The following is a 14,185-nucleotide window of genomic DNA, read 5'->3' as shown; positions in this document are numbered from 1 at the left end:
AGCCGCGCCGCCCATCTTTAATCTCGAACCTTAGAGCTTGATGCCCAGGCCGAAGGAGACGCTGGTGCCGATATCATAGCGGTTGATATCGATCCGCCGCGCGCCGGCCTGCTGGAACTCGCGATAGCGCTGGCCGGTGATGTTGCGCACCTCCGCCTTGAACTCCAGCTCGCTGCCGAGGATCGTCACCCCCTGCCGCGCGACGAAGTCGAGCCGGATGCCGGGCCGCTCGACGATATCGGGCTGCTGCGCATCGCCCTGGCGCGGGCCGCGATTGGTGACGCGATCGCTGGCATAGGTCAGCATCAGCGTCTGCTGCGACAGCTTCTCCTTATCCTCCAGGCCGATCTGAACATTCACCAGATGGTCCGACTGGCCGGTCAGCGGATCGCCGTCGTTGAAGAACAGGTTGGCCGCCGTCACCGCGCCGAACGGATCGGTCACGGTGTCGTTCGCGCCGACCTTCAGCTCGGACTTGCTATAGGTATAATTGCCGATCAGCACGAGACGGCGCGTCTCGAAGAAGGAGCCCGAAAGCCCGTCCAGCGGGATATATTTCTGGACCTCGACCTCGGCGCCGTAAAGATCGGCCGAAGGCGCGTTGGCGAAGCTGGTCTGGAGCGTGGCGCCGCCCGCCAGGAAGCCGAACGCCTCGATCGGCTTGTCGATCTTCTTGTAGAAGCCGGCGAGCGTGAGGCGCTGATCCCGCCCGAAGAAATATTCGTAGCGCGCCTCGGCATTGGTCAGCTTGCTGTCCTGCAGGAAGGGGTTGCCGAAGAACTGGCGATCCGCCTCATGATCCTGATAGAGCTGCAGCGCGAGCTCGCGGAACTGCGGACGGGCGATCGTCTTCGATCCGGCGAGGCGAAGCTGCATGTCCGGCGCGAAATTCCACGTCACCGTAGCGGCCGGCAGCCAATAGTCATTCTTGATCGTCGTCGGCGGAACGGGGTTCGCGCCCGTGCCGAACAGGTCGATCGGCAGCACGGTCTGGACGCCGTCCTCATAGCGCACGCCCGCGGTCAGGCGCACCGACGGCACCAGCTCCGCCTCCATTTGGCCATAGCCCGCATGAACGCGCAGCCGCGCGTCGAAGGCTGCGGCGCCGGTCTGGCCCGACGTCTCGGTCAGCAGGATATTGTAGGTGTAGACATTGTAATCGGACAGCAGATAGTCCGGCCGCTCCTGCGCCACCGCATCGGGAAGCTGGTCCTGCGGCTGGAACTGGAAATCGCGCCGGCTCGAGCTGCGCTCGGTCTTGTTATAGGCGTAGCCGGCCGAAAGCGTGACGGGCATTGCAGTCGGCAGACGGTAGGAAAGGTCGATTCCCGCGCCATAGACATCTTCGTTCAGGTCGCTGAACGAGATGCGCGCATTCTGGCCGCCGCTGCGCAGATTGTTCACATAGTCGCCGACCGCCGGGTCATAGACATAGCTGAAGCTGCGCTCATAAGGGGATTCGCGCTGCGAATTGGCGTAGCTGCCGCGCAGGTCCACGCTCAGCGCGTCGAACTTGAACTCGCCGACGAGCTGCGTGTCGATCAACTGCCGCTCGAACCAGTTGCTGTTCTGACTGATGATCGAGTCCGGCAGGTTCGGGTTCTGATCCTGGACGGAGCGGTCATAGCCCGCGGAGAGACGCGCCTGCTTCAGCGTGTCGCGGATATAGAGGTTGGTCCAGCGGATCTTGTGATCGCCAAATTCGGCGCCCACGCCCAGCAGGCCGTTCACGATCGCGCGATTGTCGGTCACGACCGCGCGGAAGCTGCGCTGCGGGATCCCCTCCAGATTGGGGTCATTCGAGGTCTGCTGCACGGCGTCGCGCACGCGCCAGCTATTGTCGAGCCCCGCGGCCGCGATGATGCCGATCCGGCCATCGGGCAGCGGCAGCGAGACGCCGCCGCTCAGATTGGCCGAGAAGTTGAGCGGAAGATCATTGTTGAGCTGGAGCAGCGAAGTTTCGGCATTGGTGAGGCTGGCGGTGATCGCCTGCACCTCGCTGCGCGAGATGCCGCCGCCATTGGCGTTGATGAAGGTGCTCCGGCCCGGCCGCGCCTTCAGCGCGTTCGGCGTGTCGCGGATACCGTCATCGAAGCCCAGGAAATCGAGATCGCCGCCATCATAGGTATAGCCGCGATTGAGGCTGCTCTCGCTGTTGCCGCTCACCCCGAGATCGATGTCGAGGAAGGATTCGGTCGGGATGGCCTTGGTCGTGAGGTTGATCACGCCGCCGCCGAACTCACCGGGATAGTTGGCGGAATAGCTTTTCTGGACGAGCGCGCTGGCGAGCACGCTGGTCGGGAAGATGTCGAGCGGCACGACGCGGCGCAGCGGCTCGGGCGAAGGCAAAGGCGAGCCGTTGAGCAGCGCCAGCGAATAGCGATCGCCAAGACCGCGCACATAGACGAAGCCGTTGCCCACCACGCTGAGGCCGGTCACGCGCTGCAGCGCGCCCGCAATATCGCCTTCGCCGGTGCGCGCGATGTCCGCGCTGGACAGGACGGACACCACCTCGGGGGTCGCGCGGACGGCATCGGGAATGTAGCGCCCGGTGACGACGATGTCGCCTTCCTGGGCACCGCCGCCGGGCGCGGAAATATCGACCTGCTCCTCCGGCGGAGCGCTGTCGGGCGTTGCCGTCGCAGGCGGCGCGCCTTCCGGCGGCGCGGTCTGCGCGATCGCGGCAGGCGCGATCAGCGCGGTGGAAAGCAGGAGCATGGCCCCGAGCGAGAACGGCTTTGTCATGGATATCCCCGTAAAAACACCAAAGAGGGGCGGCGGCCGCAGGCCGCCACCCCCCTCGATTCCTCGATCAGGATCAGTTGCCGGTGTCGGCCGGAGCGGCCGCGCACGCAGCGCTCGTCGCGCCGAAGGATGCGTAGCTGGAGTTGCAGGTCCAGCCCGCATACCAGGTGTCGTTCGCATCCCGGACCGCGCCGATATAGCTGGTCCTGGTGAAGAAGGAGTTGATCGTCGAGACGTCGAACGCCGGCACCGCGGCCTCGTTCGCGCCGTTGACGTACAGGCTGGCCAGCGACGAGGTGCCCGCCGGATTGTTGTTCGTGCCACCCGTGAAGATGGTGCGGATCTGGTCGACGGTGATGTTGCCGTCATCCTGATAGGGCGTGCCGCAGGTCATGAAGACCGACTGGAACACCGGCGGGCCGGCCTCGTCCTTCGTCGCGTCGGCAGCCTGCACAGTCGCCGCACCATCGATGTCGAGGCAGGCGCGGGTCGTGGTGACGACGCCGTTATACATATTATAGTCGGTGCCGCCGCGCAGCAGCATGGCGTTGATGGCCGCCGAGCCCGTGCTGCGGTGGATGAAGGTGAAGTTGGCGAGGCGGACGTTCTGGCGCGGCGTCGCATCCTCGTTGCCGTTCGAGTCCGCCTCGATCATCGCATCGCCCGAAGCGCCGCCGCGCTGCGCCGCGATCACGAACTGGATGTTGCCCTTATAGCCGAGGTCGGTGTCGAGGCTGTCGTCATCGGAGCCGGTGACGACCAGATATTTCACATTCTGGCGGCCACCGAAAAATTCGACGCCGTCATCCGAGCTGTTGTGCGTCTGAATATATTCGATCGTCGTGCCCGAGCCCACGCCGCCGGTGGTGAGCGCCTGAAGCTCGTTGCCCGGCGCGATCTCGAAGCCCGAATAGCGGATCTGCACATAGCGCATGATGCCGCTATTGTCGGCGGCCACATTGCCGCCATAGAGCGCGTTGGTCGTGCCTTCGATCTGCTGCTGGCAATTGGCGGCGCCGCCCGTCGCGCCGGCAAGGCAGTCGCTGATCGGCGCGCGGCCGAGCAGCACGATGCCGCCCCACTGGCCCTGGCTCGTGTCGGTCGTGGTGCCTTCCATATTGGCGCGGCTGGTAAAGACGATCGGCTTGGTCGGGGTGCCTTCGGCGAAGATCTGCGAGCCGCGGTTCACGACCAGGAAGTCGAGGCCCGAGGAAGCGAAGACCACGGTGCCGGGCTCGATCGTCAGCACGCCCTTGGTGCCGCCGGCAGCCGCGCCGTCGCCGCCCACATCGACGCCGACATCAGTGCGGCCGGACAGCGAATAGACCACGCCGCGCAGGTTGCGCAGCACGAGATTGCCGTTGATACGGTTGGGAAGCTGGCAGTTGCGACGATTGGCGACCACGCCCGCATTGGTGAAGCCGGCCGGGCAGTCGGCCGCCGGACCCGTCGGGGTCGGCGTGGGGGTCGGCGTCGGCGTGGGGGTCGGCGTGGGGGTCGGCGTCGGGGTCGGCGTAACGATCACGCCTTCACCCGGCGAAGCCACGTCGTCGGCGCCGCAGGCGGTGAGCGCGAGCGCGCTGCCCAGCATCAGGATCGTGCGGAACTGCTTCATGAAATCTGCCCCTTTTTTTTCGTGACACCAGGTGCCGGTGCGAACCGGACATATCCCGATGCCCTCTGTCACGGGGCCGCAAGTAGATCTGGTTGATGATAGAAATGTTACATTCAGTAAAGATTCCCGAACTGCCGTTTCTCGGGCAAAATACCGCGACCCGTAATATTACCGTAACCGTTTTGTCACCGTTTTCGCACGGTTCTGCTTAAGCCCTTCTATGCTCATCCTCTTTCATTTCGATGAAACAGGATCGCCGCAGATCCGTAATGTCCCATGGCTAATCCTGCGGCGGAATCGGGGGAAATATGGTCAAATCACTGTTGCCGGGTTCGTCGATCCCGGGTCCGTCATTCGTGGCCGGCGGGAGTGTCAGGCTGTGAGGATGCTGCGCCGTGTACGGACGGTCGCCGCGATCTTCACCGCCGTGGTAGCCTCCGCCGCCCCGTCCGAGCCCTATACCAAGGCCGCGCGACGCTGGCGGCTTCGGTAAGCGCGCCGCCGGGCGGCAGCATATAATAAAAGAGAGTCCAGCTTTGGCGTGAATGGCGGTAGGGGTGCGCCACCATGACCAACAAGCTGACCGAAATCTGCGACGCGAAACGCGCCCATGTCGCTGCCCGCAAGGCCGAACATAGCTTCGCCGCGCTGGAGGCGCTCGCTGCCGGGCAGACACCGCCGCGCGGCTTCCGCGCCGCGCTGGACGCGAAGGTCGCGGCCGGCGGCTATGGGCTGATCGCCGAAATCAAGAAAGCATCGCCTTCCAAGGGGCTGATCCGCGCCGATTTCGATCCGCCGGCCCATGCCCGCGCCTATGAAGCCGCCGGCGCCGCCTGCCTCTCCGTGCTGACCGACATTCCCTATTTCCAGGGCGACGACCACTATCTTTCCGCTGCCCGCGCAGCCGTATCGCTGCCCTGTCTGCGCAAGGACTTCATGGTCGATCCCTGGCAGGTGGCCGAAGCGCGCGCGCTCGGCGCGGATGCTATCCTCATCATCGTCGCGGCGCTCGACGATATTCTGATGGCCGAGATAGAGGGTGCCGCGATCGATCATGGCATGGACGTGCTGGTCGAGGTGCATGACGGCGCTGAATTCGATCGGGCACTGCGCCTCAAATCGCGGCTGATCGGGGTGAATAATCGCGATCTCCGGAATTTCACGGTCGATTTCGCGCGGACCTATGAACTTGCCGATCGCGCGCCTCCGGGCTGCACCTTCGTTGCCGAAAGCGGCCTTGGCTCGAAGGCCGATCTCGATGCAATGGCCGAACATGGCGTGCGCTGCTTCCTCGTCGGCGAATCGCTGATGCGCCAGCCGGACGTGGAATCCGCCACCCGCAGGCTGCTGACCGGCGCATGAGCGGCGGGCTCACCCATCTCGACGAGGAGGGATCGGCCCGGATGGTCGATGTCTCGGCCAAGGCGGTCACGCAGCGCACCGCCACCGCCGAGGGCCGCATCCACATGTCGGCCGAAGCGCTCGACGCGATCCGCGCCGGCAGCGTCAAGAAGGGCGATGTGCTCGCTGTCGCCCGCGTCGCCGGCATCATGGCCGCGAAAAAGACGGCGGATCTCATCCCGCTCTGCCATCCCCTTCCGATTTCAGCGGTTTCGCTCGACCTGCTGTTCGAATCGGATGGCATCCGATGCACCGCACAGGTGGTAACGAGCTACTCGACCGGCATCGAGATGGAGGCGCTTACCGCCGTCTCGGTCGCGCTCCTCACCATCTACGATATGGCCAAGGCGCTCGATCGCGCCATGCGGATCGAAGGCATCCGCCTGCTCGCCAAGACGGGCGGCCGATCGGGCGACTGGAGCGCCAGTTGAGCCTGCTCTCCGTCGCCGAGGCGCAGGCCCGCATCCTCGCGCTCGGCGGCGAACCCGAGATCGAGTCCGTCCCGCTGGTTGAGGCCGCTGGCCGCTGGGCTGCCGCGGATGTGCTCGCGCGCCGCACCCAACCCGCCGCCGATCTTTCCGCGATGGATGGCTATGCCATACGCTTCGCCGAGCTGCCCGGTCCCTGGCGGGTGGTGGGCGAAAGCGCCGCCGGCGCCGGCCTCGGCTGCCAGCTCGCCCCCGGCGAGGCCGCGCGCATCTTCACCGGCGCTCCCCTGCCCGAGGGTGCCGACACCATCCTCGTCCAGGAGGAAGCCGCGCGCGACGGCGATCTGCTCCGCCTTTCGGGCGAAGGCCCGCCGCGCACCGGCGCGCATGTCCGGCGCGCCGGATCGGATTTCGCGGCAGGCAGGACGCTGATCGGCAAGGGCGATCCGCTCACTCCCGCCCGCATCGCGCTCGCCGCGATCGGTGGCCATGGCATGCTCCCCGTCCGCCGCCGGCTGCGGATCGCGCTCATCTCCACCGGTGACGAGCTGGTTCCGCCCGGCGCTCCGGCAGAAGGCGTCCGCCTGCCCGCCTCCAACGGCGCGATGCTCGCCGCGCTGCTCGGCCGGCTGCCGGTCGCGATCGACGATCGCGGCATCGTTCCGGACGATCTCGCCGCGCTCACCCGCGCCTTCGCTGCGGCAGCCGAAGCGGCGGACATCGTCGTCACTACCGGCGGCGCATCGGTCGGCGAGCATGATCTGGTGCGGCCCGCATTGCAGGCGGCCGGCGCTTCGCTCGATTTCTGGCGTGTCGCGATGAAGCCGGGCAAGCCGCTGATGGCGGGGCGGCTGGGCAGGGCGGCGATCGTCGGCCTGCCGGGCAATCCGGTTTCCGCCTTCGTTACCGCACGCCTGTTCCTGCTGCCGCTGGTGGCGCATATGGCGGGCGATCCGGCGCCGCTTCCTTCCAGCCGATCCATGCCGCTCGCCCGGCCGGTTCCAGCCACGGCCATGCGTGCGGAATATCTGCGCGCCCGCCGCACGGCCGAAGGTGCCCTGCCGCTGGACGAGCAGGACAGCGCGGCGCTGCTCGCGCTGGCAAGTGCGGAACTGCTGATCGTCCGTCCGCCGCAATCCCCCGCCCTTCCGGCGGGAAACATGGTGGAAACCATCGCGCTCGCTTGACAGCCGATTCGGTGTTGCCTACACGTTCTCCGTTCGTTCCTTGATGGAAATTGCCATGCTGACGCGCAAGCAACATGAGCTGCTCTGCTTCATCCACGAACGGCTGGGCGAGACGGGCGTCTCCCCTTCCTTCGAGGAAATGAAGGACGCGCTCGACCTGAAATCCAAGTCCGGCGTGCACCGGCTGATCAGCGCGCTGGAGGAACGCAATTTCATCCGCCGCCTGCCCAACCGTGCGCGCGCGCTCGAAATATTGCGCATGCCCGAAACGATGAAGCAGGCCTCCGCCAAGGCCGAAGCGGTGAAGCCGATCGAGCGCCCGCTGCTCGTCGCCGCCAATGACGTGATGGAACTGCCGCTGCACGGCCGGATCGCGGCGGGCGTGCCGATCGAGGCGCTGGAGGGGCAGAGCTCGCTTTCCGTGCCCGCAGCATTGCTCGGGCCGGGCGAACATTATGCGCTGGAGGTGGCGGGCGACTCGATGGTCGAGGCCGGCATTCTCGACGGCGACTATGCGCTGATCCGCCGCACCGACATGGCGCGCGAGGGCGAAATCGTCGTCGCGCTGATCGAGGATCATGAGGCGACGCTCAAATATTTCCGGCGCGAAGGATCGATGGTCCGTCTCGATCCGGCCAACCGCCTCTATGATCCGCAGCGCTACGCGCCCGATCAGGTCCGCATCCAGGGCCGCCTCGCGGGGTTGCTCCGGCGATATTGAATATGCGGAGCTGCTTGCGGTCTCCGTGGCAGCAGCCGGCGATCGACTCTCCGGAAGAGAGGGAATTCAGGATCTTTCGCCCGGCAGCGCTCACCCTGAGTAGGGTGGTTTAATCAGTCCAGCGCCACGGATGCCGGCCGATTGTCCCGGCAGCAGTCCGGACCTGCCCGCTCGTCAGATTGATGGCCAGCCCGCCAGTCCTAGCCAGAAAAGGCCGGTCCGCCTTCAGCCAGCGGGGCCGGCAGCCGCGCGGCAGGCGCCGGTCGCTGACGACGATGTCGGCGGCCGCGCAGGCGCGGTTCATCGCCCCAATATCGACCAGATAGGAGCTGCGCGTCGCGAGCAGGCGCCAGCGCCGTCCGTCCCGAAAAATATCGACCGCGCACAGATCGGGGCCGCAGCGCGCATCCGGCGCCCCGTCGAGCGCCAGCGCTTCCTCCTCGACGCCAGCGGACTCGCCGAGCAGGTCGCGCACATAATCGCCCGCGCGGGGCCGCAGCAGGGCGAGCCTGCCCTCCCCGGATCGCAAGGCGAGATGGCGGCCATCGCCGGTGACGAGAATATCGGGCGGCGGCGTCAACAGCGCCCATAGCATACCGAGCGCCACGGGCAGCAGGCCGATCCGGCGCATGCGCGTGCGCCACAAAGCAAGCCACAGCCCGCCCGTCACCATCAGCGCGAAGGCACCATAAGGCATGGAGGGCAATGCCGCGACCGCGCCCGGCGCATCCGCCACATGGTGCGCGAGCCATAGCAGCAGCGCCAGCGACTTGGCCGTGAGCCACCATAAGGGCGCGCCCAATCCGACTGCATCGAGCAGCAATGCGCCCGCCTCCAGCGGCATCAGGATGAAGGTGGTGAGCGGGATCGCGATGATATTGGCGAATGCGCCATAGAGCCCCGCGCGGTGGAAATGGAACAAGGCAATCGGCGCCAGCGCCGCTTCCACGACGATGCCCGTCAGCATCAGCGACAGGAACGATCGGCCGATCCGCCCGCCCCATCCCTCCTCCCGCCGCGCGAGAAAGGCACGGAGCCCCGGATGCTCATGCAGCGCGACGATCGCCGTGACGGCGGCGAAGCTGAGCTGGAAGCTGGGGCCGGCCAGCGCTTCGGGCCGGGCGAGCAGCAGGATGAGCGCGCCCGTCGCGACCAGCCGGAGCGTGATCGCCTCGCGCCCCATCGCCATGCCGGCGAGCACCAGCAGCGCTGCGATGCAGGATCGGATCGTCGGCACCTCGGCACCGGCGATGAGCGTATAGCCGATGCCCATCAGTGCGCCCCCCGCTGCCGCGATCGTCAGCAGCGGCGCACCGAGCGCGAGGCGCGGGCTCAAGGCCAGCAGCCGCATCAGCACGAACATGGTCGCCGCGATCACCGCGGTGACATGCAGGCCGCTGATCGATAGCAGATGGGCGAGGCCCGAACGGCGCATCGCTTCGGCATCCTCCTCCGCGATCGCCCCCTGATCGCCCGTCACGAAGGCGGCGGCGATTCCGCCCTCCGCGCCGCCTGCCTGCTCACGAATATGCGCGGACAGCCGCATGCGCAGATCGGCCAGCCAGGCGCTCCAGCCGGCCCGGCCCGCCGGCGCCGCCAGCGTGACCGGTCCCAATGTCCGTCCAGTCGCGCCGAGTCCCTGGAACCAGGCGGTCCGCGCGAAATCATAGGCGCCTGGCACCGCCGCCGGAGGCGGTGGCATAAGCCTCGCCCGGAGCGACAGGCGTGCGCCGGCGCCGAGGCCCGCCGGCACGTCGCCAAGGCCCGCATTGACGCGAATGCGCGGTGGCAGGCCGGCAGCCGCGTCGGGCAGGAGCGTCAGCCGGACCACATCCCGCGCGGGGCTCGGCTGAAGCGCCTCGACCGTCGCGGAGAAGGTCACGACCAGTGGCCGTTCAAGCCTCGGCGCGGCGACATGCTCCGCCCGCCCCCAGACGATCGCGCAACCGATCGCCGCCGCCAGCGCGAACAGGCCGGTCGCGTGGCCCAGCCGCCCGCCCCGCGCCAGAACGAAGCCGAGTCCCGAAATTCCCGCCGCCACGAGCAGGAAGGCCAGCCAGCCTGCCGCGTCGGGAAGAATGAACCAGGCAGCGATGCCGAGGCCCAGCCCCACGGGCAGCCACAGGGCAAGCTGATCCCGCTCCGCCTCCAGCCATGTCTCGATCGCCTCGCCCGCCCATGCGCGCAAGCTGGCCGCATCCGGCCAGCCGCCCCTTTGAAGCCGCCGGAACGCTATGCTAGGGCCGCTGCGATATTCACTGGCCATCGCCGCCGATCTTGGAGAAAGCCCGCGTGGGCGCAAGCACCGAAGCCGAATCCGGGCCCCTGCACGTCGTAACCCGTTTCGCCCCCTCCCCCACGGGGTTCCTGCATATTGGCGGTGCGCGCACCGCTTTGTTCAACTGGCTGTTCGCCCGCCACCATGGCGGCAAGTTCCTGCTGCGCATCGAGGATACGGATCGGGTGCGCTCCACCCAACCCGCAATCGAGGCGATTCTCGACGGGATGCGCTGGCTCGGCCTCGATTGGGATGGCGAGGCCGTCTATCAGTTCGCCCGCGCCGCGCGCCATGCCGAGGTGGCGCAGGAATTGCTCGCGAACGGCCATGCCTATCGCTGCTATGCCACCGCCGAGGAGCTGGAGGCGATGCGCGCCGAGCAGCGCGCCAACAAGCAGCCGCTGCGCTATGACGGCCGCTGGCGCGACCGCGATCCTTCCGAAGCGCCCGAAGGCGCGCCCTATGTGATCCGGCTCAAGGCCCCGCGCGAGGGCGAGACGACGATCGAGGATCGTGTGCAGGGCAAGGTGACGGTCAAGAATGCCGAGCTGGACGACATGGTCCTGCTCCGTTCGGACGGCACGCCCACTTATATGCTCGCCGTCGTCGTCGACGATCATGACATGGGCGTCACCCATGTGATCCGCGGCGACGATCATCTCAACAATGCCTTCCGCCAGCTCGCCATCATCCGCGCAATGGGCTGGCCCGAACCGATCTACGCGCATGTACCGCTGATCCACGGCAGCGACGGGGCAAAGCTTTCCAAGCGGCATGGTGCGCTCGGCGTCGAGGCCTATCGCGACGAGCTCGGCATCCTGCCCGAAGCGCTTTCCAACTATCTGCTGCGCCTCGGCTGGGGGCATGGCGATGCGGAGATCATCAGCCGGGATCAGGCGATCGAATGGTTCGATCTGGCGGGCGTCGGCCGCTCGCCCTCGCGGTTCGATACCAAGAAGCTCGAAAATCTGAACGGCCATTATATCCGCGAGGCCGATGATGCCCGGCTGGCCGAGCTGATCGCGCCGGTCGTCGCCGCCATTGCCGGCCGCGATCTGGGCGATGAGGGCGTGGCGTTGCTGCAGCGCGCCATGCCGCTGCTCAAGGTGCGAGCCAAGGATCTGCACGATCTGGCGGAGGGCGCGTCCTTTCTGTTTCGCACCCGCCCACTGGACATGGACGAGCGCGCCCGCACCCTGCTAGACGGTCCCGCGATCGCGCTGCTGGATCAGGCCCGTCGCGCGATTTCGACCGTCGAGGACTGGAGCGCGCCTGCGCTCGAGGCCGCGGTACGGCCGGTCGCGGAAGCGGCGGGGATCGGCCTGGGCAAGGTGGCGCAGCCGCTCCGGGCCGCGTTGACCGGCCGGACGACCTCGCCGGGGATTTTTGACGTGCTGGCGCTCCTCGGCAAGGAGGAGAGCCTGGCACGGCTGGACGATCGCATCGGCCAGCCAGCGATTTGATAATGAAGGAGATTACAGGATGGGGGACAAAGCCGCCAAACTCGAGGTCGAAGGCAAGGACCTTGAACTAGACGTCCTATCCGGCACCACCGGACCAGACGTGATCGATATCCGCAAGCTCTACGGCCAGACGGGCAAGTTCACCTACGATCCGGGTTTCACCTCGACGGCGAGCTGCGAATCCAAGCTCACCTATATCGACGGCGATGCCGGCGTGCTCCTCCATCGCGGCTATCCGATCGACCAGCTCGCCGAGCAGTCGAACTTCATGGAAGTCGCCTATCTGCTGCTCAACGGCGAGCTGCCGGACCGCAAGTCGCTGGACAGCTTCAACAACACCATCACGCGCCACACTATGGTGCATGAGCAGCTCGCGACCTTCTATCGCGGCTTCCGGCGCGATGCGCATCCGATGGCGATCCTGTGCGGCGTCGTCGGCGCGCTTTCCGCTTTCTATCATGATTCGACGGACATCACCGATCCGCACCAGCGGATGATCGCCTCGCACCGGCTGATCGCGAAGATGCCGACGATCGCAGCGATGGCCTATAAATATTCGATCGGCCAGCCCTTCCTCTATCCGAAGAACGATCTGAGCTACACCGCCAACTTCCTGCGGATGACGTTCGGCGTTCCGGCCGAGGAATATGTGGTCGATCCCGTCGTCGAAGCCGCGATGGACCGGATCTTCATCCTCCATGCCGATCATGAGCAGAATGCATCGACCTCCACCGTCCGCCTCGCAGGCTCGTCGGGCGCCAATCCCTTCGCCTGCATCGCGGCGGGCATCGCCTGCCTGTGGGGCCCGGCGCATGGCGGCGCGAACGAGGCCGCGCTCAACATGCTGCGCGAGATCGGCACGCCCGATCGCATTTCCGAATATATCGCGCGCGCGAAGGACAAGGACGATCCGTTCCGCCTGATGGGCTTCGGCCACCGCGTGTATAAGAATTACGATCCGCGCGCGAAGGTGATGCAGAAGACCGCGAACGAGGTGCTGGACAAGCTCGGCGTCGACGATCCGATCTTCGACGTCGCCCGCGAGCTGGAGCAGATCGCGCTCAGCGATCCCTATTTCGTCGACAAGAAGCTCTATCCCAATGTGGACTTCTATTCGGGCGTGATCCTCTCTGCGATCGGCTTCCCGACGACGATGTTCACCGTTCTCTTCGCGCTCGCCCGCACGGTCGGCTGGGTCGCGCAGTGGAACGAGATGATCGCGGACCCCGCGCAGAAGATCGGCCGCCCGCGCCAGCTCTATACGGGCCCGACGGAGCGCGATTACGTCCCCGTCGATCAGCGTTGATCCACGGCCAGGACAGGATGAAGGGGCCGCTCCGGACGAACCGGAGCGGCCCTTTTTCTTTGCTTGCTCGTCAGGCGACCGAAAAGGCCAGCTCCGACGACATCCGCAACCGGGCGGCATCGCGCACTGGCGGCGCGCCGAACAGGCGCCGATATTCGCGGCTGAACTGCGACGGGCTTTCATAGCCCACCGCAAATCCGGCGGTGGCCGCATCCGCACGCTCGGCCAGAATCAGCCGGCGCGCCTCCTGCAGCCTGACCTGCTTCTGATATTGCAGCGGGCTCATCGCCGTCACCGCCTTGAAATGATGATGAAGGGACGACGGGCTCATATTCGCCTCCCGCGCCACCGTCTCGATGCGGAAGGGCGCGGCATAGTTGCGCTTGATCCAGCCGATCGCCCGATTGATCTGCGACAGCCGACTGTCCGCCAGCGCGATCTGGCGCAGCAGCGCGCCCTGCTCGCACAGCAGCAGGCGATAGAGTATCTCGCGCTCGGCGAGCGGCGCCAGGATGGGAATATCGGCCGGCCGCTCGAGCAGCCGCATCAGCCTGATCACCGGATCGAGCAGATCGGGCGTGATCGCGTTCACCGCCAACCCGGCCGAATCGCCCGATCCGGCGTCGCGTGGCATTTCCAGCAGCAGCGCTGCGAGCGCCGGAACGTCCAGTTCGAGCCTGAAGCAGAGAAAGGGCTCCGCCTCGCTCGCCTCCACCACCTGCCCCACGATCGGCAGATCGACCGAGACCACCAAATATTTGGCAGGATCATAGTCGAATATCGTCGCACCCAGCATCGCCCGCTTTCGGCCTTGCGCGACGATGCACAATGCGGGCTCGTAGACGGTCGCCCTCGGCTCGGTCGGCTGGCTCGCACGGATCAGCGAAAGGCGCGGCACCACCGTAGGGCATATCCCTTCCCCGTCGCAGTATCGTCCAATCAGCGTACGTAATTCGATCAGCGGGTCCATCGGTCACCTCCGCCAAAATCCTTTCATTGCATGGCCATGTCCGCAAGCCCATCCCCACGGCCAAGCAATCA

10 protein-coding genes are annotated in these 14,185 nt (G+C 66.5%); 6 read left to right on the top strand and 4 right to left on the bottom strand.

Annotation, left to right across the window (positions count from 1 at the left end; genetic code table 11):
* Positions 1–30: 30 nt before the first annotated feature.
* Both CLG96_RS11820 and CLG96_RS11815 read right to left on the bottom strand, forming a co-directional pair.
* Positions 31–2,745, bottom strand: a complete 2,715-nt coding sequence (locus CLG96_RS11820; RefSeq protein WP_107968195.1) for a TonB-dependent receptor domain-containing protein — start codon at positions 2,743–2,745, stop codon at positions 31–33.
* A gap of 73 nt (positions 2,746–2,818) precedes the next feature.
* Entirely contained in the window at positions 2,819–4,360 is a 1,542-nt protein-coding gene (locus CLG96_RS11815; RefSeq protein WP_107968194.1) for a hypothetical protein, read from the bottom strand.
* A gap of 567 nt (positions 4,361–4,927) precedes the next feature.
* On the opposite strand from CLG96_RS11815, the gene trpC reads away from it, so the two are divergent.
* Genes trpC through lexA form a run of 4 tightly spaced genes read left to right on the top strand, consistent with a single transcriptional unit; the run spans position 4,928 to position 8,097 of the window.
* On the top strand, positions 4,928–5,722 hold the full coding sequence (gene trpC / locus CLG96_RS11810) for an indole-3-glycerol phosphate synthase TrpC (protein ID WP_107968193.1): 795 nt from the start codon (positions 4,928–4,930) through the stop codon (positions 5,720–5,722).
* Positions 5,719–6,192 (top strand): cyclic pyranopterin monophosphate synthase MoaC, encoded by a 474-nt coding sequence (gene moaC / locus CLG96_RS11805; protein ID WP_107968192.1) that lies wholly within the window; start codon positions 5,719–5,721, stop codon positions 6,190–6,192. The genes trpC and moaC overlap by 4 nt, the downstream gene beginning before the upstream one ends.
* Complete coding sequence (locus CLG96_RS11800) at positions 6,189–7,376, top strand: molybdopterin molybdotransferase MoeA (RefSeq protein ID WP_107968191.1); 1,188 nt, start codon at positions 6,189–6,191, stop codon at positions 7,374–7,376. The genes moaC and CLG96_RS11800 overlap by 4 nt, the downstream gene beginning before the upstream one ends.
* Positions 7,377–7,431: 55 nt before the next feature.
* A complete protein-coding gene (gene lexA / locus CLG96_RS11795) occupies positions 7,432–8,097 on the top strand; it encodes a transcriptional repressor LexA (protein ID WP_107968695.1) in 666 nt (221 codons plus the stop codon).
* 109 nt (positions 8,098–8,206) lie between these two features.
* Here lexA and CLG96_RS11790 read toward each other — a convergent pair whose 3' ends face one another.
* Positions 8,207–10,363, bottom strand: coding sequence for a ComEC/Rec2 family competence protein (locus tag CLG96_RS11790; protein WP_207796677.1), 2,157 nt, complete (start codon positions 10,361–10,363; stop codon positions 8,207–8,209).
* A 26-nt stretch (positions 10,364–10,389) separates the two neighbouring features.
* Between CLG96_RS11790 and gltX the strand changes: the two genes are divergently transcribed.
* Together gltX and CLG96_RS11780 are read left to right on the top strand one after the other, a co-directional pair.
* Complete coding sequence (gene gltX / locus CLG96_RS11785; RefSeq protein ID WP_107968690.1) at positions 10,390–11,838, top strand: glutamate--tRNA ligase; 1,449 nt, start codon at positions 10,390–10,392, stop codon at positions 11,836–11,838.
* Between the two features lie 19 nt (positions 11,839–11,857).
* Positions 11,858–13,144 carry a citrate synthase gene (locus CLG96_RS11780; RefSeq protein WP_107968190.1) on the top strand — a complete coding sequence of 429 codons (1,287 nt, stop codon included), beginning with the start codon at positions 11,858–11,860 and terminating at the stop codon, positions 13,142–13,144.
* Positions 13,145–13,214: 70 nt separating this feature from the next.
* Here the strand turns inward: CLG96_RS11780 and CLG96_RS11775 are convergent, their stop codons facing one another.
* Positions 13,215–14,045, bottom strand: coding sequence for an AraC family transcriptional regulator (locus CLG96_RS11775; protein WP_341476952.1), 831 nt, complete (start codon positions 14,043–14,045; stop codon positions 13,215–13,217).
* Between the last annotated feature and the right edge of the window lie 140 nt (positions 14,046–14,185).

Source organism: Sphingomonas oleivorans (assembly GCF_003050615.1).
Classification (GTDB): domain Bacteria; phylum Pseudomonadota; class Alphaproteobacteria; order Sphingomonadales; family Sphingomonadaceae; genus Sphingomonas_H; species Sphingomonas_H oleivorans.
This window is presented reverse-complemented; position numbering and strand designations above follow the sequence as displayed.

Coding starts and splice junctions, on each gene's coding strand:
- CLG96_RS11790 (WP_207796677.1), bottom strand. CDS start 10,363: ATGGCCAGTGAATATCGCAGCGGCCCTAGCATAGCGTTCCGGCGGCTT.
- CLG96_RS11815 (WP_107968194.1), bottom strand. CDS start 4,360: ATGAAGCAGTTCCGCACGATCCTGATGCTGGGCAGCGCGCTCGCGCTC.
- moaC (WP_107968192.1), top strand. CDS start 5,719: ATGAGCGGCGGGCTCACCCATCTCGACGAGGAGGGATCGGCCCGGATG.
- trpC (WP_107968193.1), top strand. CDS start 4,928: ATGACCAACAAGCTGACCGAAATCTGCGACGCGAAACGCGCCCATGTC.
- lexA (WP_107968695.1), top strand. CDS start 7,432: ATGCTGACGCGCAAGCAACATGAGCTGCTCTGCTTCATCCACGAACGG.
- CLG96_RS11780 (WP_107968190.1), top strand. CDS start 11,858: ATGGGGGACAAAGCCGCCAAACTCGAGGTCGAAGGCAAGGACCTTGAA.
- CLG96_RS11820 (WP_107968195.1), bottom strand. CDS start 2,745: ATGACAAAGCCGTTCTCGCTCGGGGCCATGCTCCTGCTTTCCACCGCG.